Raw genomic sequence first — 24,772 nt, forward strand, 5'->3', positions numbered from 1 at the left:
TTCCCATCGTGCGCAAGCTTTCTATTGCTGCATCGCATGATCGATAGAGGTTCAACGAAGCTTCCCAACGGGGCCGGATTGCCTATACTCAATTCAGAGATTAACTAAAACGATGCGAGGTACGGTATGAACTTCGACCTCTTTACGATCAACGACTTCATCCTGTTGATCCCGATGGCGCTCGCGGGTGCCCTGTTTCTTGGCGCGGTGCCAATGCGAACGAAAATGCGGACCAACACCCTGCGCCTTGTCGGCGCGGTGATCGGCGCGATCTGCGGCATGGTGCTGGTGGAAGCACTACCGGCGATGCTCTGAAACCAGGCTGACCAGATTTTCGACAGGCTTCGACGAATTATTCTGATAGTTCGAGCCTCAGGGAGAGCAACAAAAAGGCGGACGATTGGGCATTGCCCGGTCGTCCGTCTTTTTCTTGTCCGGTTTGCTTCTGAGCGCGCACCGCATCACACACTGAGCTCGATAATCCTGCCCATCCCCACTCGCCTGTTGACCCTAACGTGCCGCAAACAGCGTGTCCGCAAAGGGCCACTCCGCATCCGTCCACTGAGCTGTCCACGAGAAGCCGGCAACATCTCCCATGTACGCGACATCCTCGAGCGTGTATTTGTGGCTCGCCTCGGTCCAGATCGTCTCGCCCTCGGCGAAATTGATCGTGCACCCGGCCGCTTCGATCCGCACGGCCTGATCGCGCTTGGAACGCAGATGCATTTCGATCGCACCCGCTACCGGGTCGAACCGCGCCTCGTGCGCAAACTGCCGCAGATCGAAGTTCGCACCGAGCTCGCGATTGAGCCGTCCCAACAGATTCAGGTTGAACGCTGCCGTCACACCCGCGGCATCGTCATACGCACCGACAAGCACGGGCTCGGGCTTGAGCAGATCCGCGCCAAGAATCAGCGCGTCACCGGGCCGCATCAGATGGCGGATGTCGCGCAGAAAGTGTGCGGCGGCAAGACGCCTGAAATTGCCGATGGTCGAACCGAGGAACATCACGAGCAGGCGCTCGCCGTCGCGCCGCCGTTCTTCGACGACCCGCTTGAGCCCGTCCAGATACTCGTACTGATACCCCGCGACGTCGACGCGCGCGAGATCGCCGAGCGCCTGCTCGCAATGAGCCAGTGCCGCAGGCGAGATTTCGATCGGGCAATACGTAATGCGCCGGCGTGCACTCAGCGCTTCGAGAATCCGACGTGTCTTGCGGCCGCTGCCACTGCCGAGTTCAGCGACCAGGGTGGTCTCGGGCACGAGGCGTGCAAGCTCGTTCGCATGCGTAGTGAGCACCCGCTCCTCAGCACGCGTAACGCCGTATTCGGGCAATACGGTGATCGCGTCGAACAGTGCTGAACCCAGGTCGTCATAGAGATACTTCGAGGGCAATTCCTTTTGCGGCGTACGGGTCAGGCCAAGCCTGACGTCTTCGGCAAAGGCCGACCGCTTGCGGTCGGCTAGTTTGGGGTAAGCCATGTCTTCTCCTCGTCGTTCAGGCGCGTACGCATCGGAAGCCTGCATAAACGTATTGATAGTGAGGCTGGAACCAGTTGCGGAAGGATGGGCGAATCATGCAGCTCGCGGTACGCGCGGAGCCACCTTTGAGCACGTAGTGCTGGCCATCGAAGAAATTGGCCGAATAGCCCGGATAGCATTCATAGGCACTGAAGCCCGGCAAAGGCGCGAATACTGAATCGGTCCACTCCCAGCCATTGCCCCACATGCCGACAGCGCCGGATTCACTGCGTTCATGAAGATCCGAATCGACCGAGACGGGATCGAAATACGCGAAATCGAAGTTGCCATGACGCGGCCGCCGCGTCCCCGCGGCGCGCTGCCATTGCGCCTCGCTCGGGAGCGCCTTGCCGGCCCAGCGCGCAAACGCGGACGCCTCCGCGTGACTGACATAGACGGGCCAGTCCGGCGGCAGCGCGATTTCGTCGAACATCGTGCGCTGGCGCCAGCCATCCGCGGCGCGGCGCCAGAACACGGGATGGTCGATACCGCCGGCTTCGCGCCAGGCCCAGCCGGCTGCGCTCCAATGGGCCGGGTCACGGTAGCCCCCCGCTTCGACGAAGGCGAGAAACTCGCCGTTGCTGACCATGTACTTGTCGATCTGGAACGCCGGAACCTCGACATCGAGTCCCGCATATTCATTGCACCAGCCGAACGATCCATTCGCGCTGTCGGGCATGCCCAGCCGCGCCGGGCCGCCCGTAACGGCGACGCACATGTTGGCCGCGCGCGTGCGTTCGACCGGGTGCGATGGCTGGCCCGCGACCTTGCGCTCGAGTGGCAACTGATGGAGCAGATAGGTAAGCGTCTCCGCATGCATGAGCCGATGTTCGATCGCGACGTTGAGCAAAAGGGCGCTCGACTGCCCTGAAGGCAACACGTCAACCCCATTGCGCTCGACCTGACGGAGTTCATGGTCGATCACGTCGCGAATCGACCAGCCATAGCGTTCGACCTCGGAACGCTGCGGCCAGTCGGAGACTTCGTCGGACGGCAGTTCGCCGTCCACCGGGTCGATGCCGAACGCAAACAGATGATCGAATTCGGGATTAAAAGAGGCGTGATCGAACAGCCTGCCATTCAGCAGATTCCAGTCGAATGCGTCGAGATGGCCGCGGTAGAAGCCGATCCGGTGACGCTCGCCGATCGAACGATCGTAGAACGCCTCGTCGATCAATAGCCCAAACAGGCTGTCGGTCGCCGCACGGGCGTGGTCGAGGCGCGCGAGCAATAGAGGCCAGGCGTCGCGCGCACTCGCTGCGGTAGTGGTCATCGTGCGTTCGCTCCTTTGAAGTGCCGGCGCATCGAATGCACCGATCAAAAACAGCTAAACGGGCTGCAAGTGTTACACGATCGCGGAAACCGGCGTATCCCCTACGACGCGGACTGGCTTGCCCCGGTCGCTCGCGATCCCGTGCTATTCGCCTCCTGCGTGTCGGCTCTGCATCGGCGGACGACACCCGCATCCTCCTGCTCGTCGCAGCGGGAGCCCCGCGCCAGCAACCCGTTTGTCGTGAGGATCGAGGCAGCACGTTTCGTACCGTGGTGCATGTCCATAAGGAGTCGATGCGACGACGGATACCTTACGCATGAACCAGAAATTTCTGAAAAACCATTAGGATAAAACGGGTATTTCGGTATGAAATATTTCTTTCGGTAATAATAATCGTTCTCAATTGAAATGATTGGGAAAGGGATTTGTAGTTTACCTCTGCTTGCGAGCCGATTCAGCCGACCACGCAGACTGGAACCTAAAACCCAAAACTCCAGCCAGCCCAGCGCCATCGCACCCCCGACTTCCGTCTCATCGAGCCGGAAGACGCGGCGGCCCGGTCGCCCAGCCAGCCATCCGATCCAGTACGCGCGTTTCCGACGCGCGCTACCGCGCGGGTGCGCGGTCATCCGACCCACCAGGTTAATTCATGACGCTTCGCAGGACGCCGCTCGCCGCGGCCCTTTTCTCGATCGGTACCGTCTCGCTCGCCGTATCCCTGCCCGCCTGGGCGCAGACCGCCGCGCCAAGCGGGACCGAAACAGCCCCGCAAAAGGCGCCGTCTGCAGCTCCGGCAACAGCATCGCAAGCCACGCCGCACGACACGGGTGCCCTGCCGACCGTACAGGTCAACGACGCCGTCGACAAAAATACCTTCCAGGTCGAAACTTCGACGGTCGGCGCCAAGGCGCCGACCGCCCTGCGCGATATTCCGCAGGCCGTGACGGTAATCGACCGGGCGCTCATCGATTCGCAGGGCGTAACCTCCTTCCAGGATGCGCTGCGCAATGCGCCCGGCGTGACGATCGGCGGCGCCGAGGGGGGCTCGATCGGCAACAACGTCAATCTGCGCGGCTTCTCGGCCCGCACCGACATCTATCTCGACGGCTTTCGCGACCGCGGCCAGTACTACCGCGACACCTTCGACCTCGAGGCGATTGAAGTCCTGTACGGCCCGTCGTCGATGCTGTTCGGCCGCGGATCGACGGGCGGCGTGATCAACCAGGTCAGCAAGCAGGCTCAACTTGCCCCGGTCTCCGAAGTCTCGGCGCAGGTGGGCACCAACGATCGCTACCGCACGACGGTCGATATCGACCGCGCGCTATCCGACACGGCGGCATTCCGGATCAACGCGTTCGGCCAGAGCGTCGGGTCCACGCGCGACGAAATGCGCAACAAGGACTATGGGGTCGCCCCGACGGTCAAATTCGGCATCGGCACGCCGACCACGGTCACGCTGTCCGCGCTGATCCAGCACAACCGCGACATGCCCGACTACGGGGTCCCGCCCGTCAACGGCCATCCGGCGCCGGTCGACAAGGGCACGTTCTACGGCCTGACCGACGACCGCACGATCCAGGATGTGCAGATCGTCTCCGCGCGGATCGACCACCGCTTCTCCGACAGTCTGCAGTTGCGCAATCAGACGCAATACTCGCACTACGTGACCGACGCGCGCGAAACCGGCCCGAGCGCGGTACTGACCGGCCCGCTCCCGACCAGCACGGCACTGACCCACGGCAACTTCACGACGCTGCCGCTCTCGTCGCTGTTCGTCCGGATCGGCTCACACGACCGTGTCATCAGTGATCAGTCGCTCTACAACAATACCGACCTGATCTCGAAGTTCGTGACCGGCCCGCTGCACCACGAGTTGATCACCGGCGTCGAACTCGGACATGATTCCTATTCGAACCAGGCGACATCGCGCTCCAATCTGCCGATCACGCCGCTGCTCGACCCGATCTACACGTCGACGCCGGCCAATTCGACCACGACCATCGGCAACTACGCGAACGCGGGTGCCAACAGCCTCGCTGCCTATGCAAACGACACGATCTCGATCGGCGAGCACTGGAAAGTCGTCGCCGGCCTGCGCTGGGACCGATACCAGGCCCATATCCTCAATACGATTTCATTACCGGGCTACGCCTCGCAGACCAACAACTACACGAGCGTGCGCACCGGTGTCATCTGGCAGCCGACCGAGGAGCAGTCTTACTACGCGTCGTACGGCACGTCGTTCAACCCTTCGCTTGAAACCCTGACGGTCACGAACGGCCAGCAGAATCTGCCACCCGAATCGAACCGCTCGTATGAAATCGGCGGCAAATGGGACGTGCTCGACGGCAACCTCTCGATCAACTCATCGCTGTTCCAGATCAACAAGACCAACGCGCGCACCGCGGTATCGACAGGTGTCTATGAGCTCGACGGAAACATCCGCGTGAACGGGTTTCAGACCGGCGCCAGCGGCCGGATCACGAAGAACTGGCTGGTCTTCGCGGGCTATACCTATCTCGACGCCGAGATCGTCGAGGCCGCCGACGGCACGCAGGGCAATACGCCGGCCAACGTGCCGCGCAATACCGTCACGCTCTGGACGACCTACCAGCCGCTCCAACACTGGGAAATCGGTGGCGGGGTGAACTACATGTCCTCGCGCTACGTGGCCAACAACAATCTCGTATCGGTCGGCGGTTTCGCACGTTGGGACGCAACCGTCGCCTATCTCCAGAAAAAATATGATCTGCGTCTCAATTTGCTCAATCTGACCAACAAGTACTATTACGACTCGCTCATCCCCTCGGACGGCGGACGTGCCGTCCCCGCGATCGGCCGTACAGTGCTGCTGACCGGGACATATCGCTTCTGACCCGATGATTCTGTCGATCCCGAACCTGCTCGACCGCGACACCGTCGCGGCCCTGCGCGCACGACTCGATGCGGCCGACGCCCCCTGGGTCGACGGCCGCGCGACGGCTGGCTATTCTGGGGCGCCGGTCAAGCACAACCAGCAGATCGACGAGCTGTCGCCGCTTGCGGCCGAGCTGGGCGACCGCGTGCTCGCCGCGCTCGAACGCAATGCGCTCTTCATCAGCTTCGCGTTGCCGAACCAGGTCTATCCGCCGCTGTTCAACCGGTACAGCGAAGGCATGGCCTTCGGCAACCACGTGGACGGCGCGGTGCGGATCTCCCCGAGCACCGGCCGCAAGATCCGCACGGATCTGTCGATCACACTGTTTCTCGCCGACCCCGCCGAGTATGACGGCGGCGAATTGCTGATCGAGGACACCTACGGCGTCCACGAGATCAAGCTACCCGCCGGCGACGCGATCGTCTACCCCGCCACGAGCCTGCACCGCGTCGCACCGATCACACGCGGCATGCGCGTGGCGAGTTTCTTCTGGGCTGAAAGCCTGGTCCGCGACGATGCACGCCGCACGATCCTGTTCGATATGGACAACTCGATCCAGCGCCTGCACGTAACCGATGCCGATGCGGGCGCACGCCGCACCCTGATCGGCTGTTACCACAACCTGCTACGCCAATGGAGCGAGACTTGAGCGATTCCTTTACGGCGCGATCCGCGTCTTCTCAGCCGGTTCAATGGCCCTTACCCAAGGGCGTATCGACTCCAGCACCTCGCACGCCGTCGCGGCGCGTAACGATGGTGCAATGGTTGCGTCGGGTACACGGCTGGCTCGGACTCTGGGGCGCGGTGCTCGGCTTGCTGTTCGGCACGACCGGCTTCCTGTTGAATCACCGCGGGGGACCGCTCAAGATCTCGACCGGCGCGCCCAGTGTCACGTCCGCGGAGCTGCCGCTGCCTTCGCCGGCGCCCGCCTCGCCCACCGACCTGCTGCGCGCGCTCCAGCAAAACCATGCGCTCGAGGGCAAGCCCGGCCGAATCCAGCGCGAACCCGCGCGTACCGTCGCCTGGGGCGACGGGCGGCTCCAGCAGCCCGAGCACTGGAGCGCAACGCTGGTCACGCCTCGCTCGAACACGCAGGTCGAATACTGGGTCGGCAATCGCTTTGTCTCGATCAAGCGCACGGACAACGGCCTGCTCGCGACCCTGTTGAATTTCCATAGGGGCACCGGCCTCGGCATCGGCTGGGTACTGCTCGTCGATACGCTCGCGGGCAGCATCATCCTGTTGTCGATCACCGGCGTGCTGCTCTGGATCGGGACGCACCGGCGCCGCGCGCTCGCGAGCCTGCTGGTCGGCGGATCAATCGTGGCGGGCATGATCGCCTTGCTGTCATAGCGGAACAACCGAATCTGAAGGCTCGCAAGGGATTCCGTTTCGCTATCGGCCGATCATCGAATGCGATTGGTCGGCTATCGGGTTTGCCGATATAGTCACCGCAATGACAACGAAAAAGTCGGAGACGCGGTGAATCAGATCGATTTGAAGGAGCGTGTGCTTGTCGTCACCGGCGGCGCACGCGGCCTCGGCTATGCGGTAGCCCAGCGCGCGCTGGAATCGGGCGCCTCGGTCGCGCTCTGGGATGTCGACGCGGCACGCCTCGAACAAAGCCGGGCCGAGCTTTCGAGGCTCGGCAAGGTCAGCGCGCATACCGTCGAGCTGACCGAGGAAGCCTCGGTCAATGCAGCCACTCAGGCAACAATCGATGCCCACGGCGCGATTCACGCTCTCATCAACAATGCGGGCATCACGGGCGGCAACGGCGTGCTTTGGGAACTCGAACCCGACGTCTGGCGCCGCGTGATCGACGTCAACCTGATCGGCCCCTACCTCACCTGCCGCGCGATCGTCCCGCAGATGCTCAAGCAGGGCTACGGCCGGATCGTCAATATCGCTTCGATCGCGGCCAAGGAAGGTAACCCGAACGCCTCGCACTACAGCGCTTCGAAAGCCGGCCTGATCGGGCTGACCAAATCGCTCGGCAAGGAACTCGCGACGAAGAACATTCTTGTCAATGCCGTGACGCCCGCCGCCGCGAAGACCGAGATCTTCGACTCGATGAAGCAGGAACACATCGACTACATGCTCCAGAAGATCCCGATGGGGCGCTTTCTGCAGCCGGCCGAAGCCGCGTCGATGATCGTCTGGCTCGCCTCCGAGGACTGCGCGTTCAGCACGGGCGCAGTGTTTGACCTGTCAGGCGGTCGAGCGACCTACTGACCATGTCCATGCCGACCATCCGGCACGTGCGCGCCTTCACCGTGCGCGGCGGCGGTGCCGATTATCACGATCAGGCCGAAGGCCACTGGATCGACGATCACGTATCGACGCCGCTCGCGCGCTATCCCGAGTACAGGCAAAGCCGGCGCTCGTTCGGCCTCGACGTGCTCGGCACGCTGGTCGTCGAGATCGAGGCGAGCGACGGCACGGTCGGCTTCGCGGTGACGACCGGCGGCGAGATCGGTGCATTCATCGTCGAAAAGCATCTGGTTCGCTTCCTCGAAGGCCAATGGGTCACCGACATCGAGAAGATGTGGGACTTGATGTACTTCGGCACGCAGTTCTACGGCCGCAAAGGCATCGTGCTCAATACGATCTCGTGCGTCGACCTCGCGCTCTGGGACCTGCTCGGCAAAGTCCGCAAGGAGCCGGTGTTCCAGTTGCTCGGCGGCCCGGTGCGCGATGAACTCCAGTTCTATGCGACGGGTGCGCGGCCTGATCTCGCCCAGAAAATGGGCTTCATCGGCGGCAAGATGCCGCTCCAGCACGGCCCGGCCGAAGGCGAGGAAGGCTTGCGCAAGAATCTCGACCGGCTCGCGGACATGCGTAACCGCGTCGGTGACGATTTCTGGCTGATGTATGACTGCTGGATGAGCCTCGATCTGCGCTATGCGACCCGTTTTGCTCATCTCGCGCAGGAAAGCGGCCTCAAATGGATCGAGGAAGCGCTGTCTCCCGACGACTACTGGGGCTACGCAGAGCTGCGCCGCAAGATGCCGCCCGCGATGTGGGTGACCACGGGCGAGCATGAGGCGACACGCTGGGGTTTCCGGATGCTGCTCGAAATGGGCTGTTGCGACATGATCCAGCCCGATGTCGGCTGGTGCGGCGGCATCACCGAACTCATCAAGATCTCGGCGCTCGCGGACGCGCATGATGCGCTCGTGGTACCGCACGGCTCATCGGTCTACAGCTATCACTTCGTCGTGACGCGTCACAACTCGCCGTTTGCAGAGTTCCTGATGATGGCGCCGAAGGCCGACGAAATCGTGCCGATGTTCACGCCCCTTCTGCTCGACGAACCGCTGCCGGTCAACGGCCGCATGAAAGTGCCCGACACGCCGGGCTTCGGGGTGCGCCTCAATCCTGCTTGCACCCTGCATCGTCCCTACGAACATTGAGTGAAGTGGGCGCAAGACGCGCGCGCGGAACCTTCCGGAGAGGCCGTTTATGTTGCTGCACAACAAAGTCGTGATCGTCACCGGCGGCTCGCGCGGTATTGGCCGCGCGATTGCCGTGGCCTGCGCGCGCGAAGGCGCCGATGTCGCGCTCAACTACTGGGGCGAGAATGACGCCTCGTACGAAAAGCGCTCGGCGGTCGACGAGGTACTCGACGAAATCAAGGCGCTCGGGCGCCGTGCCATCGCCGTCGAAGGCAATGTCGCGGAACCCGCGACCGGACCGGAACTCGTCGCCCGAACAGTCGAAGCCTTCGGGCGCGTCGACGTGCTCGCGAGCAATGCGGGCATCTGCCCGTTCCACGCCTTCCTCGACATGCCTTCCGCGATCTTCGAAACCACGCTTGCGGTCAACCTCGGGGGTGCCTTCTACGTGACGCAGGCCGCCGCGAACCAGATGAAACAGCAAGGCGACGGCGGCGCGATCGTCGCAACCAGCTCGATCAGTGCACTCGTCGGCGGTGGCATGCAAACCCACTACACGCCGACCAAGGCCGGTGTGCATTCCTTGATGCAATCCTGTGCAATCGCGCTCGGCCCCTATAAAATTCGGTGTAACTCGGTGATGCCGGGGACAATCGCGACGGACCTCAATGCCGACGATCTGTCCTCAGCCGAGAAGAAAGCCTATTTCGAACGACGGATTCCGCTTGGCCGCCTCGGCCGCCCCGACGACGTCGCCGATGTCGTGGTGTTCCTGGCCTCCGACATGGCGCGCTATGTGACAGGCGCCGCGTTGCTCGTCGACGGAGGCCTGTTCGTCAACCTTCAATAGCCGTCGCAGCAGCGCCGCAGAGCGCGCGACGGCCGATCCACGAGGCAAGCTTGAAAGTCGCGCTGTTCGTCCCCTGCTTCATCGATGCGTTCTACCCTGAAGTCGGCATCGCCTCGCTCGAGTTGCTCGAGCGCCTCGGTCTCGACGTCAGCTACCCTTCCACGCAGACCTGCTGCGGCCAGCCGATGGCCAACAACGGCAGCGAGGCGGATGCGGCCGGCTGTGAGGCCCTGTTCGCCAACAGCTTCGCGGGCTATGACTACATCGTCGGCCCCTCGGCGAGCTGTGTGCACCACGTACGCGCACACATGACGGCGATCGAGCAGACCGAATCGGTCCAGCAGGTGCGCTCGCGAACCTACGAACTCGTCGAATTCCTCCACGACGTGCTCGGTGTGCGTGAGTTCCCGTGGGCCGAGTTTCCGCACCGAGTCGGCCTGCATAACAGTTGCAGCGCATTGCGGCACTTGCACGAAGCCTCGATCAGCGAAGTCGACGGGCCGGTCTTCTCGAAGCCGCTCGCCTTGCTCTCGAACGTCCGGGGCATCGAATTCGTCAAGCCGCTGCGGCCCGACGAATGCTGCGGCTTCGGCGGCACGTTTTCGGTCGGCGAGGAAGCCGTGTCCGTCCGCATGGGCCAGGACAAGGTTCGCGACCACGGCAATGCCGGCGCCCAGTACATCGTCTCGGGCGACATGTCCTGCCTGATGCACCAGAAAGGCTGCGCCGACCGCGCCGGGCTCGGCATGCGTTTCATCCATATCGCGCAAATCCTCAATGGAGCTCGCGAATGAAAACCATCCACGGCGGCAAACCGGGCCGCATCGACCACGCGAAGGCGGCCGAGAAGTTCATCGCACGTTCTGAGCACATCGCCTTCCACGACAAGCGTCTCTGGGATATCCGCCAGAAACGCGACACGCTGATGCACGGCATTCCCGAATGGGAAGACTTGCGCGCGCTCGCCTCGGCGCTCAAGGAACACACGCTCTCGCACCTGTCCGAATACCTCACCCAGTTCGCCGACCAGGCGAGCGCGAATGGCGTGCAGGTCCATTGGGCGGCCGACGCGAACGAGCACAATGAGATCGTTCATCGCCTGCTGTCGGAGCGCAAGGTCACGACCCTGGTCAAGAGCAAGTCGATGCTGACCGAGGAATGCGGGATGCGTCCCTACCTCGAGCAGCGCGGCATCGAGATCATGGAGACCGACCTCGGCGAACGGATCCAGCAGCTCGATCACGAGGACCCGAGCCATATCGTGATGCCCGCCGTCCACAAGCTGCGGCAGGACGTCGCAGCCGTGTTCGCGAAGACGATCGGCAGCGATCCGGACAACAGCGATATTCCGTATCTTGCCGAGAGCCAGCGTCAGCACACACGACCGTATTTCCTCAGAGCCGGCGCGGGCATGACCGGCTGCAACTTCGCGGTCGCCGAAACCGGCACGGTCGTCGTCTGCACGAACGAGGGCAATGCCGACCTCAGCGCGAACGTGCCGCCGCTGCATCTCGTTTCGCTCGGCATCGAGAAACTGATTCCGCGTATGAGCGACCTCGGCGTGTTCATCCGCCTGCTCTCGCGCAGCGCGCTCGGTTCGCCGATCACGCAGTACACCTCGCATTTTCGCGCGCCGCGCGCCGGTGCCGAGATGCACTTCATCATCGTCGACAACGGCCGCAGCGAGCGGCTCGCGATGGCCGACTTCTGGGAGTCGCTCAAGTGCATCCGCTGCGGCGCCTGCATGAACACCTGCCCGGTCTACCGGCGCAGCGGCGGCCTCTCGTACGGCAGCACCTATGCGGGACCGATCGGCGCGATCATCAATCCCACCTTCGATCTCAAGAAGTTCAGCGCGCTGCCCTATGCATCGACGCTCAACGGCAGCTGTTCGAACGTCTGCCCGGTCAAGATCAATATCCACGACCAGCTCTACAAATGGCGGCAGGTCGTTGCAAGCCATCACGAGCTGCCTTTCGTCAAACAGAAGGCACTCCAGGTCGCTGGCAAGCTGCTTGCCAGCCCGAAACTCTATCGGACCACGGTCAAGTCGATGGCGACCGCGCTCGAACGGCTGCCGAACTTCATGCTCTACAACCCCCTGAACATCTGGGGCCGCCATCGCGATCTGCCCGATGCGCCAAAGCAGACCTTCCACGAATGGTATGCCGCGAACCGCGCCAAGAAAGCGGAGCCTGAAGATGTCGAATAACCGTTTGCAAGGAGCATCAACATGAGCTCACGTGACGAGTTTCTCGCGCGCGTGCGCGCGGCACAGCCGGCCGCAGTCGCGCTGCCCGATGTACCCCTGTTCGAGACGCCTGCCGGCGATCGCGCCGAACGTTTTATCGCGGGGCTCGCCCTCTATGGAGGTCTGTGCATACGCGTCGGCTCGGTCGAGCAAGCGAGGGCCGCGATCTACGAAAAATTCGGCGCGGATGTCGCGCTCTGCTCGGTCGTCGATGCCATTCCCGGCACACGTGCATTGCCCGCGGATACACCACCGGCTTCGCTGCACGACGTCGATGTCGCGGTCGTCGCCGCGCGTTTCGGTGTGGCCGAGACCGGCTCGGTCTGGTTCAGCGAAGCCGAATACCGCGTCAACGCGATCGGCTATCTCGCCCAGCATCTCGTCGTGCTGCTCGACGAAGCGCAAATCGTCGACGGTTTGCAGGATGCCTACCGGCGCAACGATTTCAGCGGCGCACATTATGCGGCGCTGGTGACCGGGCCGTCGGCGACGGCCGATATCGAAGGCGTGCTCGTGCGCGGCGCGCAAGGCGTGCGTTCGCTGACGGTCATGCTGATCGGCACCGGTGCGGCCTGACGTAAAACTCCACAATCGAGTCGCGGCGCTCAAGTCTCGGAAGTCCGATCACCGCGCTCGACTCCCGGCCCTTCATCTCTCGGCGGCAACCGGCTCCGCTTCGCGCGGTGCGACCGCCGAGTACTTGCGCAACAACATGGTGAAGCGCGCGGCGGGTTCGCTCAGCGGTTCGTGCTTGCGCACCAGGATGCCGAAACCCGGCAGGTTCTTGCCGATCTCGATGGGCAGCGCCACCAGAAGGCGGGCCTTCAGATAATCGCGTGCAACCGATTCGGACAGCATCGCGACCGCGTCGCTGCTTTGCAGCAGCTGAAGCGTCGCGAAAATCGATGCGCATTCGACGAGGTTCGCAGGTGAAGCGAGCCCCGCTGCCGCAAGCTCCTCTTCGAATAGTTGCCTTGCCGGGCTCGTGATCGGCTGCACCACCCAAGGCCACGCCACGAGATCGGCAAGTTGCGGATGCGCGTGTCCCGCAAGCGGGTGACGTGCGCGTGCAACGAGCTTCATCGTCTCGTTCGCGATCGGCTCGAAATCGAAGTGATTGTGCTGAAGCGGATTGGTGAACCGTCCGAGCGCGAGATCGATTTCCCGGCGCTCGAGCAGTTCGACGACCTGGTCGCTCGTTTCGCCGAGAATTCGCACATTGAGCAGCGGGCGCTCCGCCTTCAGATCGGCGACCGCGACCGCGACAAGATCGGGCGCCGCTCCCATGATCGCGCCGACCGTCAATTGTCCATGACCGCCCTTGCGCTTGACTTCGAGCGCCTCGGCAAAACGCGTCAGGTGCGCAAGCGACTGGCGCGCATACCCGAGAGCCTCGATACCGAGCGGCGTCGGCTCCATGCCGCGCGCGCGCCGCTCGAACAAGGCAAAGCCGAACGCTTCCTCGATATCGGCGAGCATGCGGCTCGCGCTCGGTTGCGCAACGTTGATGTCGGCAGCGGCATGATGCAGGTTCCGTGTATCGTCCAGCGCCACGAGCAATGACAGATGCCGGAACCGCAAACGGTTCACGAGCGTGACAAACGAGGCAGTGGAGTTCATTGCACCGATCCGCTTTTATGATCGCCCGATCGTAACATCGGATTGAATGGTTATCGCCGGGGCGCTTATAGTCGCTACACAAAAATAGAACGTTGAACGGAGACGCGCGGCCGGGCCAAACGAAACACCCTGAGGGTAAATGCCCAAGGGCATTCCCGAGGGGCATGCCTGAAGGGTTTGCCTGTGACCTGGGAAGCGAAGTACCAGCGCTCCCCGGGACTTTCCCGAGAGAACCCCCGAAAGGCATTCACGGGAGCATCCAAGGCGGGCCGCGCACAAGGAAGAAGCACCCATGGACACGATCGCTTTCCGGATGACGCTCAAGCCGGGCATGCGGGACGAATATCGACGGCGCCACGACGCGCTGTGGCCCGAGCTCGCGGATGCGCTGCGGGATGCCGGCATCCACGACTACTCGATCTTCCTCGACGAGACCTCCAATCATTTGTTCGCGGTGCTCAAGCGCCCGGCCGACCATCGCATGGATGCGCTGCCGCACCTGCCCGTGATGCGGCGCTGGTGGGACTACATGGCCGAGCTCATGGAAACCGAAGCCGATCACGCACCTGTCGTCACGCCGCTGACGCCGGTGTTTCATCTCGAAACCGGTCGGCGTGATGCGCCGCAAGGACGTCCTGGATCGACACGCGAGCCACGGCCGGCTCGCTGCCGATGTGCGGTAAGGAGAACGCAGTACAGCCGTCGCGGCGCGCGAAGTGCGGGCCGACGCGTTCGAACCTGTCGATCGACACTTTGAGCAATTCACCGAGCATTCACCGAGCGATTCAATGAGCGACTCACCAAGCGAAGCCTGCCAATGAAGATCGTCGATCCGCATTTCCATCTGTGGAACCTCGATACGCACCACTATCCGTGGCTGGCGAATCCGGGTATCTCGTTCGTCGGCGACGCGCGGGCGCTCAAGCACAACTATCTGATCGGCGACTACTTCGCGGATACGGACGACGCAGTCGACCTCGAAGTGATCAAAGCGGTGCATGTCGATGCGAATCACGATCCCGCGGACCCGGTCGCTGAAACACGCTGGCTCCAGGCGATCGCTGATTCGCCTGACGGCCGTGGCATGCCCAATGGGATCGTTGCCGGCGCTGACCTGTCCGCCGACAACGTCGAGGCCATACTTGCCGCGCACGCCGCGTTTCCGAACACACGCGGCATCCGTCAGATTCTCAATGTGCATCCGGATCCGCTCTACGACTACGTAGGCCGCCACTTCATGCGCGAAGCGGCCTGGCGCCGCAACTTCGGCTTGCTGCGCAAGTACCGGCTGTCGTTCGATCTGCAACTCTATCCATCGCAGATGCGCGAAGCCGCCGAGCTGGCGCGCGAAAACCCGCATACACCGTTCATCGTCAATCATGCGGGCATGTTCGTCGACCGCACTTCGGTTGTCGGCTGGCGGGCCTGGCGCGATGGTCTGCGCATGCTCGCCGCATGCGGCAATGTCGCCGTCAAGGTCAGCGGGCTCGTGATGTTCGATCACCAATGGACGGTCGAGAGTCTGCGCCCCTATGTGCTCGAAACCATCGATGCATTCGGCGTCGAGCGCGCGATGTTCGCATCGAATTTTCCGGTCGACCGGCTGTTTGGCGGCTACCGCGAACTCTGGTCCGCCTATGCGGCGATCGTCGCGGATGCCAGCGAATCTGAAAAAGAGGCTTTGTTCCGCGGCAACGCGGAGCGGATCTACCGGATCTGACCATGCGCGGCATCCTCAGACGCGCTGATGCAGGGATTTACGAGCAAGGAGTTTGCCCATGACCGACCAACCCGCTGCAAGGCCACGCCTCGTCCTGACCCGCGCGAGCAAGAGCTTCGGCCGCGTGCGCGCGCTCGAGGACGGCACGCTCACGCTCTGGCCGGGTGAAGTCCACGCGCTGCTCGGCGAGAATGGTGCCGGCAAGTCGACGCTCGTCAAGCTGCTCGCAGGCGTACACCAGCCCGACGGCGGCGAGATGCGGATCGACGGCGAACCGCGCACCTTCCCCTCGCCGGCCGACGCGCGCAATGCGGGCATCGCCGTGATCTACCAGGAACCGACGCTGTTCTTCGACCTGTCGATCGGCGAGAACATCTTCATGGGACGCCAGCCCTGCGACCGTGCGGGACGCATTCGCTACGACGCGATGAATGCCGAGGTCGATACGCTGCTCGCCTCGCTCGGCGTCAATCTGCGCGCCCAGCAATCGATCCGCGGCCTGTCGATCGCCGACCAGCAAGTCGTCGAAATCGCGAAGGCGCTCTCGCTCAATGCGAACATCCTGATCATGGATGAGCCGACTGCCGCCTTGTCGCTGCTCGAGGTCGACCGGCTGTTTGCGATCGCCGAGAGACTGCGCGCACGCGGCGTCGCGATCCTGTTCATCACGCATCGCCTCGATGAGGTCTTCAAGCTCTCGCAACGGATCACGATCATGCGCGACGGCCGCACGGTCCACTTCGCGATGACACATGAGATGACCACGGGCTCGATCGTCGCCAAGATGGTCGGCCGCGATCTCGACACCTTCTACCCGAAGGCGGAGGCGGCACCCGGTGAGGTCGCCCTGTCGGTACGCGGGCTTTCTCGCACCGGCGTTTTCCACGATATTTCGTTCGACGTCCGGCGCGGCGAGATCGTCGCGCTCGCGGGGCTCGTCGGCGCGGGGCGCAGCGAAGTCGCACGCGCGATCTTCGGCATCGACCCGGTCGAGAGCGGCGCGGTGCATGTACTCGGCAAACCGCTGCGGCTCGGCCGGCCATTCGATGCGGTTCGCGCGGGCCTCGCGCTGGTCCCCGAGGACCGGCGCGGCCAGGGCCTCGCGCTCGATCTGAGCATCGCGCGCAATGCGTCCCTGACGGTACTCGGCCGGCTCACACGCGGCGGCCTGATCTCCGCCCGCAGCGAAGAACAGCTCGCGCAGACCTGGGGCCAGCGCCTGCGGCTCAAGGCCGCAAACCTGCAGGCACCGGTCGGCACGCTCTCGGGCGGCAACCAGCAGAAGATCGTGATCGGCAAGTGGCTCGCGACCGATCCGAAGGTGCTGATCATCGACGAGCCGACACGCGGTATCGATGTCGGCGCGAAAGCCGAGGTCTATCGGACCCTGGCCGATCTCGTCAGCCAGGGCATGGCAGTCCTGATGATCTCGAGCGAGCTGCCCGAAGTGCTCGGCATGGCCGACCGCGTGCTCGTGATGCACGAAGGCCGCCTGAGCGCCGATCTCGCGCGCGCCGACGCCAGTGAGGAGCGCATCATGAGCGCCGCGCTCGGCCAGCACTGGGAGCGCGCCGCATGAGACACGCCACGCCGAATCCTTCTGATCCGCGCCGCGAATCGTCCACGATGCCCCTGTCCAGCGCTTCCTCGTCGCCGAGGCCTCCGCAACCGCCCGCTTCGCCCACGCCACCGGGTCGCCCGCCTGCGGGCCGGCCGGCGGACAACGGATCCGCCAGCACGGCCTCGCGCTTTGCGGATGGCCTCGCACGCAATCGCGAAAGCACGCTGCTCATCGTGCTCGTGCTCGTCGTGCTCGGCACCGCGCTGGCGCGGCCGGGCTTCCTCAACACGCAAAACCTGCGTGACGTGCTGCTCAATGTCGCGATCATCAGCCTGCTGAGCGCGGGCATGACGGTCGTGATGCTGATGCGGCATATCGACTTGTCGATCGGTTCCGTCGTCGGGCTCACGGCCTATCTTGTCGGCACGCTCTACGTCCAGCATCCGGGCATGCCGGTGGTGGTCGCCCTGTTCGCGGGCATTGCGATGGGACTCGTCGCGGGCCTCGTCAACGGCGTGCTCGTGACCTTCGGCCGCGTGCCCTCGCTGGTCGCGACGCTCTCGACGCTCTACATCATCCGGGGCGCCGACTACTGGTTCGTGCATGGCGGCCAGGTCAACGCCACAAGCCTGCCCGATGCGTACTCGCGGCTCGCGACAGGGGCGCTGCTCGGCGTACCGAACCTCGTGCTGATCGCCGCGCTCGTGCTCGCCGCGCTCGGCTTCTATCTCAAGTTCTATCGCGGCGGCCGCGAGTTCTACGCGATCGGCTCGAATCTCGAAGCGGCGCGGCTCGCGGGGATCGCTGTCGACCGGCGCGTGCTCGGAGGCTTTCTGCTCACAGGTGCCATCGCCGGGCTGGCGGGCGCACTCTGGCTCGCACGATTCGGCACGGTCGACGCGAGCACGGCCAAGGGTATCGAACTCCAGGTCGTCGCCGCGGCGGTGGTCGGCAGCGTGGCGATCACCGGCGGGGTCGGCACCATCTGGGGTGCGACGCTCGGTGCGCTGTTGCTCGGCGTGATCAATATCTCGCTGGTCGTACTGCGCGTCTCGCCGTTCTGGCAGCAGGCCATCCAGGGGGCGCTGATCGTCGCGGCGATCACGCTCGACACCTTGCTCGCGCGCTCGGTCGCGAAGCGGATGATGAGGAAACGCGAACATGTCTGAACCGAATTCGAAGTCCGAGGCAAAGCCGGAGCCGGCTGTCGGTGCTCACATCGCGACTGGGGCCGGCTCGAGCGGTAGCGGCGCCAACCCAAGCGCCTCCACCATGATGAACACCAGCAAGCGCGCATTCCACTGGCCCTGGGAAGCCTCGCTCACGATCCTGCTCATTGCCGCGCTCGTGCTCGGTCGCTCCTTGTCGTCCGACTTTCTCGGCGCGGCGAACCTCTCGAACATGCTCGCCGATTTCACCGAGATCGCTCTGATGGCACTGCCGATGACGCTGATCATCGTGGCCGCCGAGATCGACCTGTCGGTCGCCTCGGTGCTCGGCGCCTCGAGCGCGCTGATGGGCGTGCTCTGGCATATGGGTTTGCCGATGCCGCTCGTGATCGTCATCGTGCTCGTCGCAGGCACGCTTGCGGGTCTGCTCAACGGGCTCGTGATCGTGAGGCTGAGCCTGCCCTCGCTCGCCGTCACGATCGGCTCGCTCGCCTTTTTCCGGGGGCTCGCTTACGTGCTGCTCGGTGACCAGGCGATCGCCGATTTCCCCGCGGCCTATACCGCCTTCGGCATCAATACCGTCGGCAACAGCTTCCTGCCACAGCCCTTCGTGCTCGTGCTGATCGGGGCGATCGTGTTCTGCGTGCTGCTTCAGGCGACCGCGTTCGGCCGCAGCCTCTATGCGATCGGCGCGAATCCGACCGCCGCGGCGTTCTCGGGCCTCGACGTCGATCGCACCAAACTCAAGCTCTTCGTGCTGTCGGGCGCGATGAGCGCGCTGGCGGGCGTCGTCTACACGCTGCGCTTCACGAGTGCGCGCGGCGACAACGGCGAGGGTTTCGAACTGTCGGTAATCGCCGCCGTGCTGTTCGGCGGCGTGAGCATTTTCGGCGGCCGCGGTTCGATGATCGGCGTCTTGCTCTCGCTCGTGATCATCGGCGTGCTGCGCAATGCGCTGACCCTGATCGACGTTTCGAGCGAAGTGCTGACGATCATTACCGGCGCGCTGCTGCTGTCCTCGGTGCTGATCCCCAATCTGTTCAACCGCTGGCGCTCGATGCGCGAGCGGCGTGTGCTCGCGGCCCGCGCGGCGGCGATGGCAGCGCAATGATCCGATGCATTGCCGCCTGGATGAACGATGTGCGCGAACGGACCGTGGCATCCGTGGATCGAGATAGAAAGGCGATTGAAACAAAACAGCGTCTTAAAAAATGTCGTACCCACCCACGCACCGTCATCCGGCTCGCCGGCAGAAGAGTGCAACTCTAGGAGGCTTCACATGTTGCGAAACGTACGAGCGATCGCCATGCCGGCACTGTGTGCGGCACTGCTTGCGATCAGTAGCGCAGGCCATGCCGCCGGGCTCAAGGACGGGCTGAAGATCGCCTTCCTGCCCAAGCAGATCAACAACCCGTATGAAGTCATCGCCGACAACGGCGGGCTCGAAGCGATCAAGGAATTCAAGGGCGACGGCAAGGTGGTCGGGCCCTCGGATGCCGGCGCATCCTCGCAGGTCCAGTACATCAACACGCTGATCACGCAGCACGTCGATGCGATCGTGATCGCGGCCAACGATGCGAACGCGGTCGTCCCGTATTTGCAGAAGGCTCATGCGGCCGGCATCAAGGTCGTCACGTTCGATTCGGATACGGCACCCGCAGGGCGCCAGATCTTCGTGAACCAGGCAGTCAGCGAAGATATCGGGCGCGGGCAGATCCAGCTGACCTCCAAGCTGATCGGCGGCGAAGGTGAAATCGCGGTGCTCTCGGCCACGCCGAACGCGACGAATCAGAACACCTGGATCAAGTACATGCAGGACGAACTGAAGAAGCCTGAGTACGCGAAGATCAAGCTCGTCAAGGTGGCCTACGGCAACGACGACGACCAGAAGTCGTTTGTCGAGACGCAGGGCCTGCTGCAAGCCTATCCGAACCTGAAGGCCATCATTGCGCCGACCACGGTCGGCATCGCCGCTGCGGCGCGTTATCTGTCGACCTCGCCGAAGAAAGGCCAGCTCGTCGTCACGGGCCTCGGCACGCCGAACCAGATGCGCGCGTTCGTCAAGAACGGCACGGTCAAGGCGTTCCAGCTTTGGGATCCGAGCGCGCTCGGCTACCTCGCTGCCTATGCCGCGGCCAATCTGGCGTCGGGCACGATCACCGGCAAGGAAGGCGATTCGTTCGACGCCGGCAAGCTCGGCAAGCGCACGGTCGGCAAGGACGGCGAGGTCGTCCTCGGACCGCCGACGACGTTTGACTCGAGCAATATCGACAATTTCAATTTCTAGCCCTTCTCACGCCGCTCCGTGAATGACGGAGTGGTGAAAATGCCTGTTCAAGGCCCGGCGCATGTGCGCCGGGCTTTTTTATTTATATTCTGAACAAACAATCCATTTCATTCCCAATGGAGATTAATTCATATCGCAATGGCCTGTGTTTTGAATGAATACACCTTACACAATACGAGATAAAACACAGTAATTGCGAAACACCTCTTCAAGGCCGGACGCATGGTTCACCGAGCTTTTTTCATTCTCTCGTTAAGCAGGCAACCCGCTCATCTCCTTTGGAGATGCCTGAAAATATTAATACCCATTTCTTTGAATTTAATACCTCTATTTCCAACATAAGATGAATCCTACTAGTCAATAGGATTCAATCCGTTGTTGGAAATATCCGGCGAATTTCTAATTCAACTCGACGCGCATAGGGCTGCGTTATGACGACGATATGAAGGATTTTCGATGGCAAGATTCAACCACAGCCGTTTTCAGGCTCCCACTCAATCTCACAAACTCCAAGGCAAATGGCGCCGCCAGAAAACACTCGCGCACTTTGCAACCGCCGCTGTTCTCATCTACGCGGCGGACACCTCGGCGGAAACCCTTCGCCTGGGAGACGACACCTCTGCAAGTAAGGACACCGTCACGATCGGCGATAAATCGAGCACGAAAGGAGGCAACTCGGTCGCGCTGGGGATAGGCGCCAAGTCTGGCACTGACAAGACGATCGAGACGACCGCCATCGGTTCATTTTCAAGCGCCTTCGGGGAAGGATCGACGGCGCTCGGCGGACAATCGAATGCCAACGGTGACTTCACGGCTGCGGTCGGTGGTCACGCCAAGGCATTCGGAACCGGTTCGATTGCAGCCGGATACAGAGCCACCGCCGGTACCGATGAGAACGCCAACGCGACGGCAGTCGGCTCGCGTGCGGAAGCCACCGGTGCACGATCGACGGCTCTCGGTACAAGTGCCCAAGCTCGGGAAAGCAGTTCGGTGGCCATCGGCGACACTGCAGATGCGACTCGACAGGACTCGTTGGCGATCGGCACACGGGCCAAGGCGAGCGGCAGCAGCACCGTGGCGCTCGGCAAGTCCGCCTTGGCGGACGGAGACCAGGCCATCGCCGTAGGGGTGAATGCCAAGGCTGGCGACAGCGGCGTGAGCGATACGATCGCCGTTGGCGCAAGTGCGCAAGCCACGGGCAATCGGGCAACGGCCATCGGCTCGCAGGCGAAGGCAACAGGCTCAGGGTCATGGGCGGCCGGCTATCTTTCCATCGCTTCCGGTCAAAGCAGCGCGGCGATTGGCGCATCCTCCGAAGCAAGCGGCAAGCAATCGATTGCGATCGGGACGTCCTCGAAGGCCACGGCTGAAAACTCCGTGGCGCTGGGGTCCGGTTCCAAGGCGACGCGGGCGAACACAGTCGATATCGGCACGCGGACCCTCACCAGCATCCACGCAGGCACCGAGGATGGCGACGCGATCAACGTCAAGCAACTCGAAGGCGTGACGGCCGCTCTCGGCGGCAGTTCCACCGTCGACGCCAACGGCGCGATCGTCGCACCGTCCTACCTGGTCGGTGGCGTCACCCATTCGACGGTTGGCGGCGCATTGACGAACCTCGATACACGCGTCAGCGACAATACGAGTGACATTGAAAAGATCAACGAATCGCTCACGAGCAGCTCGGGTAGCGTGCTCGGGGTCTCCTACGACAGCGCCGAAAAAGACGTCGTGACATTCGGCGGCGCATCGGGCACGCGGCTCACGAACATCGCCGCCGGTCAACTCGCGCCAGGGAGCACCGATGCGATCAATGGCGCCCAGATCTTTGACCTGACTAGCCGCTTCAACGCGAAGATCGACGGCCTCGATGTACGCGTGACAAGCCTGGAATCGAACGAAGGCACGGGCGGCGGAACAAATACGGGCGGTCGCGGTGACGGTGGCGGTGGCGGTGGCGGAAGCGAAAGCGGAAGCGGAAGCGAAAGCGAAAGCGAAAGCGGCGGTAGCAGCGGCATCGGCCACACCAGCCACAGCAGTGTCGTCGACGGCCCGAACGGCGCAACCTCGATCGGCGTCGGTTCCGAACTGCCGACCGACCACGCACTGTCTGTCGGCGCGACCGGGTCCGAGCGGCGCATCGTCCACGTCGGTGCCGGCCAGGTCGGCACCGACGCGGTCAATCTCGATCAGTTGAACGCCGCGCGCAATTCCGCGGTCGGCGAGTCGCAGAGCTACACCGACCTGCGCTTCGGCCAGACCCGGTCGCGTATCGACGAAGTCGGCCGAACCGCCTACTCAGGCGTCGCGATGGCGATGGCGATGCCGAACATCGCACCCACCAAGGCGGGCAGCACGGTCGTGGCGGCCGGCAGTGCGGGCTTCCAGGGCTATGCGGCGCTCGGGCTCGGCGTGACTTACCGTTCGCCGAACGGCCAGATGCTGCTCAACGGTGCGTTCGCCTATTCGGACTCGGGCGGCGCGGCCGCACGCGTTCAAGTCGGCTACGAGTTCTGAACCCGCCATAAAAAAACGGTGAGCGTAAAGCGCTCACCGTCAGTCAATTAACATCCTCCTCGCCCTAGAAGGCACTGAAGGAGGATTGCCGCGCACTTGTTCAACTACGCGGCCGGCACTTCAATCCCTAGCGACCCAGCCTCTGATCAGTCGACGGCTTGACCCACAGGTTCACGCCGCCATCGCGTGCATACTGGTCGATCTCATCGAGTTCCTGCTGGCTGAACGACAGGTTCTTCAACGCTTCGACGTTCTCGACCAGTTGCTCGGGCCGGCTCGCCCCGATCAACGCCGAGGTCACGCGTGCGTCGCGCAGCGTCCACGCGAGGGCCATCTGCGCAAGACTCTGGCCACGACGCTGTGCGATCGCATTGAGCTTGCGCACATGATCGAGATTCTGCTCGCTCAGATGATCCTTCGACAACGACGCGCCACCAGGCTTGTTGACCCGCGCATCGGCCGGAATGCCGTTCAGGTACTTGTTGGTCAGCACGCCTTGCGCGAGCGGGGTAAACGCAATGCAACCGGTGCCCGTCTCACCAAGCGCATCGAGCAGCTCTTCCTCGATCCAGCGGTTCAGCATGTTGTAGGACGGTTGATGAATCAGCAACGGCACCTTGAGATCGTTGAGCAGCGCAACCATTTCGCGCGTCTTCGTGGCTGAGTACGACGAGATCCCGACGTAGAGCGCCTTGCCTTGCTGAACCGCGGTCGCGAGCGCGCCGGCCGTTTCCTCGAGCGGGGTATCCGGATCAAAACGATGCGAATAAAAGATGTCGACGTAGTCGAGACCCATGCGCTGCAGACTCTGGTCGAGGCTGGCGAGCACATACTTGCGCGATCCGCCGCCCTGGCCATACGGACCCGGCCACATATCGTAGCCGGCCTTCGACGAGATCAGCAACTCATCGCGATACGGACGGAAATCGTCCTTGAACAGACGGCCGAAGTTCGTCTCGGCGCTGCCGTACGGAGGACCGTAGTTGTTCGCGAGATCGAAATGGTTGATGCCGAGGTCGAACGCGGTACGCAGCAGCGCACGCTGCTGTTCGATCGGCGTCGTATCGCCGAAGTTGTGCCACAAGCCCAGTGAGAGCGCGGGCAGTTGCAGGCCGCTCTTGCCGCTGCGGCGATAGGGAACACGGCCGGAATACCGGTCCGCGGATGCAAGGTACGTCATTGTTTGTCCTCGAATGGATGGGTTGCACCCAGTGTCGTGCCGACCGGCACGAGCCGAAGCGCGTGCCGGGGTACGCCGGGGTGCCCACAACGCGGCGAATCTTGAAATACGCGGAGACCGACTATAGCAAAGCCTTCGGGGTGATGCCGGTGGCAAGTTCCACAAACCGCATTGCAATTTTTTGTGACCGTCATTGCCCGCTCTCGTGCAATCCGCGACGATAGCGGCATACTTCACCTATCCGGGATCGGGCCGTACCGCGGCCCGCCGGGTGGGTCACCCTTCCGGAGTGCATTTGATGACGCGAGCCGTTTCCCTCGCCCTGGTAATCGGGGGCGTGCTGTTATTGTATTTCGGCGGGCAGTCGCTCCACTCGTTCGGCAACGAGGTATCGAATCTGTTCACCGGTTCGCCGACCGACAAGACCATCTGGCTGCTCGTCGGCGGCGCGGTCGCCACGGTGGCCGGCCTGATCGGCCTTGCGGCATCGGGCCGTCAGTGACGTTGC

General features: G+C 63.1%; 21 protein-coding genes and 1 pseudogene. 18 read left to right on the forward strand and 4 right to left on the reverse strand.

Annotated elements, in window-relative coordinates:
• The first annotated feature begins 126 nt into the window (after positions 1 to 126).
• On the forward strand, positions 127 to 315 hold the full coding sequence (locus HV670_RS02820; RefSeq protein ID WP_175103122.1) for a hypothetical protein: 189 nt from the start codon (positions 127 to 129) through the stop codon (positions 313 to 315).
• Between the two features lie 195 nt (positions 316 to 510).
• Here the strand turns inward: HV670_RS02820 and egtD are convergent, their stop codons facing one another.
• Both egtD and HV670_RS02830 read right to left on the reverse strand, forming a co-directional pair.
• The gene (egtD, locus tag HV670_RS02825; protein ID WP_175103123.1) at positions 511 to 1,482 is read right to left on the reverse strand and encodes an L-histidine N(alpha)-methyltransferase; all 972 of its coding nucleotides are present in this window, start codon (positions 1,480 to 1,482) and stop codon (positions 511 to 513) included.
• Positions 1,483 to 1,498: 16 nt separating this feature from the next.
• On the reverse strand, positions 1,499 to 2,794 hold the full coding sequence (locus HV670_RS02830; protein WP_175103124.1) for an SUMF1/EgtB/PvdO family nonheme iron enzyme: 1,296 nt from the start codon (positions 2,792 to 2,794) through the stop codon (positions 1,499 to 1,501).
• Between the two features lie 649 nt (positions 2,795 to 3,443).
• On the opposite strand from HV670_RS02830, the gene HV670_RS02835 reads away from it, so the two are divergent.
• The 9 genes from HV670_RS02835 (at position 3,444) to HV670_RS02875 (ending at position 12,786) form a co-directional block, all read left to right on the forward strand.
• The gene (locus HV670_RS02835) at positions 3,444 to 5,669 is read left to right on the forward strand and encodes a TonB-dependent receptor (protein WP_175103125.1); all 2,226 of its coding nucleotides are present in this window, start codon (positions 3,444 to 3,446) and stop codon (positions 5,667 to 5,669) included.
• Positions 5,670 to 5,673: 4 nt separating this feature from the next.
• Positions 5,674 to 6,360, forward strand: a complete 687-nt coding sequence (locus tag HV670_RS02840; protein WP_175103126.1) for a Fe2+-dependent dioxygenase — start codon at positions 5,674 to 5,676, stop codon at positions 6,358 to 6,360.
• Positions 6,345 to 7,064, forward strand: a complete 720-nt coding sequence (locus tag HV670_RS02845; protein ID WP_175103127.1) for a PepSY-associated TM helix domain-containing protein — start codon at positions 6,345 to 6,347, stop codon at positions 7,062 to 7,064. The genes HV670_RS02840 and HV670_RS02845 overlap by 16 nt, the downstream gene beginning before the upstream one ends.
• A gap of 129 nt (positions 7,065 to 7,193) precedes the next feature.
• Positions 7,194 to 7,946 (forward strand): SDR family NAD(P)-dependent oxidoreductase, encoded by a 753-nt coding sequence (locus HV670_RS02850; protein WP_175103128.1) that lies wholly within the window; start codon positions 7,194 to 7,196, stop codon positions 7,944 to 7,946.
• Positions 7,947 to 7,948: 2 nt separating this feature from the next.
• Positions 7,949 to 9,127: an L-rhamnonate dehydratase gene (rhmD, locus tag HV670_RS02855; RefSeq protein ID WP_175103129.1), complete on the forward strand. Its 1,179-nt coding sequence runs from the start codon at positions 7,949 to 7,951 to the stop codon at positions 9,125 to 9,127.
• Positions 9,128 to 9,176: 49 nt separating this feature from the next.
• Positions 9,177 to 9,959: an L-rhamnose 1-dehydrogenase Lra1 gene (lra1, locus tag HV670_RS02860; protein WP_175103130.1), complete on the forward strand. Its 783-nt coding sequence runs from the start codon at positions 9,177 to 9,179 to the stop codon at positions 9,957 to 9,959.
• Positions 9,960 to 10,009: 50 nt separating this feature from the next.
• Positions 10,010 to 10,753, forward strand: a complete 744-nt coding sequence (locus HV670_RS02865; protein ID WP_175103131.1) for a (Fe-S)-binding protein — start codon at positions 10,010 to 10,012, stop codon at positions 10,751 to 10,753.
• The gene (locus tag HV670_RS02870) at positions 10,750 to 12,171 is read left to right on the forward strand and encodes a lactate utilization protein B (RefSeq protein ID WP_175103132.1); all 1,422 of its coding nucleotides are present in this window, start codon (positions 10,750 to 10,752) and stop codon (positions 12,169 to 12,171) included. Before HV670_RS02865 ends, HV670_RS02870 begins: the two co-directional genes overlap by 4 nt.
• Before the next feature lie 21 nt (positions 12,172 to 12,192).
• Positions 12,193 to 12,786: a LutC/YkgG family protein gene (locus HV670_RS02875; protein ID WP_175103133.1), complete on the forward strand. Its 594-nt coding sequence runs from the start codon at positions 12,193 to 12,195 to the stop codon at positions 12,784 to 12,786.
• Positions 12,787 to 12,858: 72 nt separating this feature from the next.
• Here the strand turns inward: HV670_RS02875 and HV670_RS02880 are convergent, their stop codons facing one another.
• Positions 12,859 to 13,830 (reverse strand): LysR family transcriptional regulator, encoded by a 972-nt coding sequence (locus HV670_RS02880; protein WP_175103134.1) that lies wholly within the window; start codon positions 13,828 to 13,830, stop codon positions 12,859 to 12,861.
• Positions 13,831 to 14,122: 292 nt separating this feature from the next.
• On the opposite strand from HV670_RS02880, the pseudogene rhaM reads away from it, so the two are divergent.
• From rhaM to HV670_RS02915, 7 genes and pseudogenes are all read left to right on the forward strand, one after another.
• Positions 14,123 to 14,434: pseudogene (rhaM, locus tag HV670_RS02885) on the forward strand (L-rhamnose mutarotase); the annotation flags it as partial.
• Between the two features lie 213 nt (positions 14,435 to 14,647).
• On the forward strand, positions 14,648 to 15,550 hold the full coding sequence (locus HV670_RS02890; protein WP_175103136.1) for an amidohydrolase family protein: 903 nt from the start codon (positions 14,648 to 14,650) through the stop codon (positions 15,548 to 15,550).
• A gap of 58 nt (positions 15,551 to 15,608) precedes the next feature.
• Positions 15,609 to 17,129, forward strand: a complete 1,521-nt coding sequence (locus HV670_RS02895) for a sugar ABC transporter ATP-binding protein (RefSeq protein ID WP_175103137.1) — start codon at positions 15,609 to 15,611, stop codon at positions 17,127 to 17,129.
• A gap of 47 nt (positions 17,130 to 17,176) precedes the next feature.
• Positions 17,177 to 18,280, forward strand: a complete 1,104-nt coding sequence (locus tag HV670_RS02900; RefSeq protein WP_175103350.1) for an ABC transporter permease — start codon at positions 17,177 to 17,179, stop codon at positions 18,278 to 18,280.
• Between the two features lie 103 nt (positions 18,281 to 18,383).
• Positions 18,384 to 19,391, forward strand: coding sequence for an ABC transporter permease (locus HV670_RS02905; protein ID WP_175103351.1), 1,008 nt, complete (start codon positions 18,384 to 18,386; stop codon positions 19,389 to 19,391).
• 168 nt (positions 19,392 to 19,559) lie between these two features.
• On the forward strand, positions 19,560 to 20,567 hold the full coding sequence (gene rhaS / locus HV670_RS02910) for a rhamnose ABC transporter substrate-binding protein (protein ID WP_175103138.1): 1,008 nt from the start codon (positions 19,560 to 19,562) through the stop codon (positions 20,565 to 20,567).
• A gap of 456 nt (positions 20,568 to 21,023) precedes the next feature.
• Positions 21,024 to 23,084, forward strand: a complete 2,061-nt coding sequence (locus HV670_RS02915) for a YadA-like family protein (protein ID WP_175103139.1) — start codon at positions 21,024 to 21,026, stop codon at positions 23,082 to 23,084.
• 127 nt (positions 23,085 to 23,211) lie between these two features.
• On the opposite strand, the gene mgrA is transcribed toward HV670_RS02915, so the two are convergent.
• Positions 23,212 to 24,264, reverse strand: a complete 1,053-nt coding sequence (gene mgrA / locus HV670_RS02920) for an L-glyceraldehyde 3-phosphate reductase (RefSeq protein ID WP_175103140.1) — start codon at positions 24,262 to 24,264, stop codon at positions 23,212 to 23,214.
• A 298-nt stretch (positions 24,265 to 24,562) separates the two neighbouring features.
• Here mgrA and HV670_RS02925 point away from each other — a divergent pair, with 298 nt between their 5' ends.
• On the forward strand, positions 24,563 to 24,766 hold the full coding sequence (locus HV670_RS02925; protein WP_175103141.1) for a DUF3185 family protein: 204 nt from the start codon (positions 24,563 to 24,565) through the stop codon (positions 24,764 to 24,766).
• Positions 24,767 to 24,772: the final 6 nt, after the last annotated feature.

It is taken from the genome of Pararobbsia alpina (assembly GCF_902859895.1).
GTDB lineage: Bacteria > Pseudomonadota > Gammaproteobacteria > Burkholderiales > Burkholderiaceae > Pararobbsia > Pararobbsia alpina.

Bases quoted from the DNA above. Each gene is read 5' to 3' on its own strand.
- lra1 (WP_175103130.1), top strand. From the start codon at position 9,177: ATGTTGCTGCACAACAAAGTCGTGATCGTCACCGGCGGCTCGCGCGGT.
- HV670_RS02905 (WP_175103351.1), top strand. From the start codon at position 18,384: ATGATGAACACCAGCAAGCGCGCATTCCACTGGCCCTGGGAAGCCTCG.
- HV670_RS02820 (WP_175103122.1), top strand. From the start codon at position 127: ATGAACTTCGACCTCTTTACGATCAACGACTTCATCCTGTTGATCCCG.
- rhmD (WP_175103129.1), top strand. From the start codon at position 7,949: ATGTCCATGCCGACCATCCGGCACGTGCGCGCCTTCACCGTGCGCGGC.
- HV670_RS02900 (WP_175103350.1), top strand. From the start codon at position 17,177: ATGCCCCTGTCCAGCGCTTCCTCGTCGCCGAGGCCTCCGCAACCGCCC.
- rhaS (WP_175103138.1), top strand. From the start codon at position 19,560: ATGTTGCGAAACGTACGAGCGATCGCCATGCCGGCACTGTGTGCGGCA.
- HV670_RS02915 (WP_175103139.1), top strand. From the start codon at position 21,024: ATGGCAAGATTCAACCACAGCCGTTTTCAGGCTCCCACTCAATCTCAC.
- HV670_RS02870 (WP_175103132.1), top strand. From the start codon at position 10,750: ATGAAAACCATCCACGGCGGCAAACCGGGCCGCATCGACCACGCGAAG.
- HV670_RS02835 (WP_175103125.1), top strand. From the start codon at position 3,444: ATGACGCTTCGCAGGACGCCGCTCGCCGCGGCCCTTTTCTCGATCGGT.
- HV670_RS02925 (WP_175103141.1), top strand. From the start codon at position 24,563: ATGACGCGAGCCGTTTCCCTCGCCCTGGTAATCGGGGGCGTGCTGTTA.
- HV670_RS02880 (WP_175103134.1), bottom strand. From the start codon at position 13,830: ATGAACTCCACTGCCTCGTTTGTCACGCTCGTGAACCGTTTGCGGTTC.
- HV670_RS02840 (WP_175103126.1), top strand. From the start codon at position 5,674: ATGATTCTGTCGATCCCGAACCTGCTCGACCGCGACACCGTCGCGGCC.
- HV670_RS02830 (WP_175103124.1), bottom strand. From the start codon at position 2,794: ATGACCACTACCGCAGCGAGTGCGCGCGACGCCTGGCCTCTATTGCTC.
- HV670_RS02890 (WP_175103136.1), top strand. From the start codon at position 14,648: ATGAAGATCGTCGATCCGCATTTCCATCTGTGGAACCTCGATACGCAC.
- HV670_RS02895 (WP_175103137.1), top strand. From the start codon at position 15,609: ATGACCGACCAACCCGCTGCAAGGCCACGCCTCGTCCTGACCCGCGCG.
- mgrA (WP_175103140.1), bottom strand. From the start codon at position 24,264: ATGACGTACCTTGCATCCGCGGACCGGTATTCCGGCCGTGTTCCCTAT.
- HV670_RS02845 (WP_175103127.1), top strand. From the start codon at position 6,345: ATGGAGCGAGACTTGAGCGATTCCTTTACGGCGCGATCCGCGTCTTCT.
- egtD (WP_175103123.1), bottom strand. From the start codon at position 1,482: ATGGCTTACCCCAAACTAGCCGACCGCAAGCGGTCGGCCTTTGCCGAA.
- HV670_RS02875 (WP_175103133.1), top strand. From the start codon at position 12,193: ATGAGCTCACGTGACGAGTTTCTCGCGCGCGTGCGCGCGGCACAGCCG.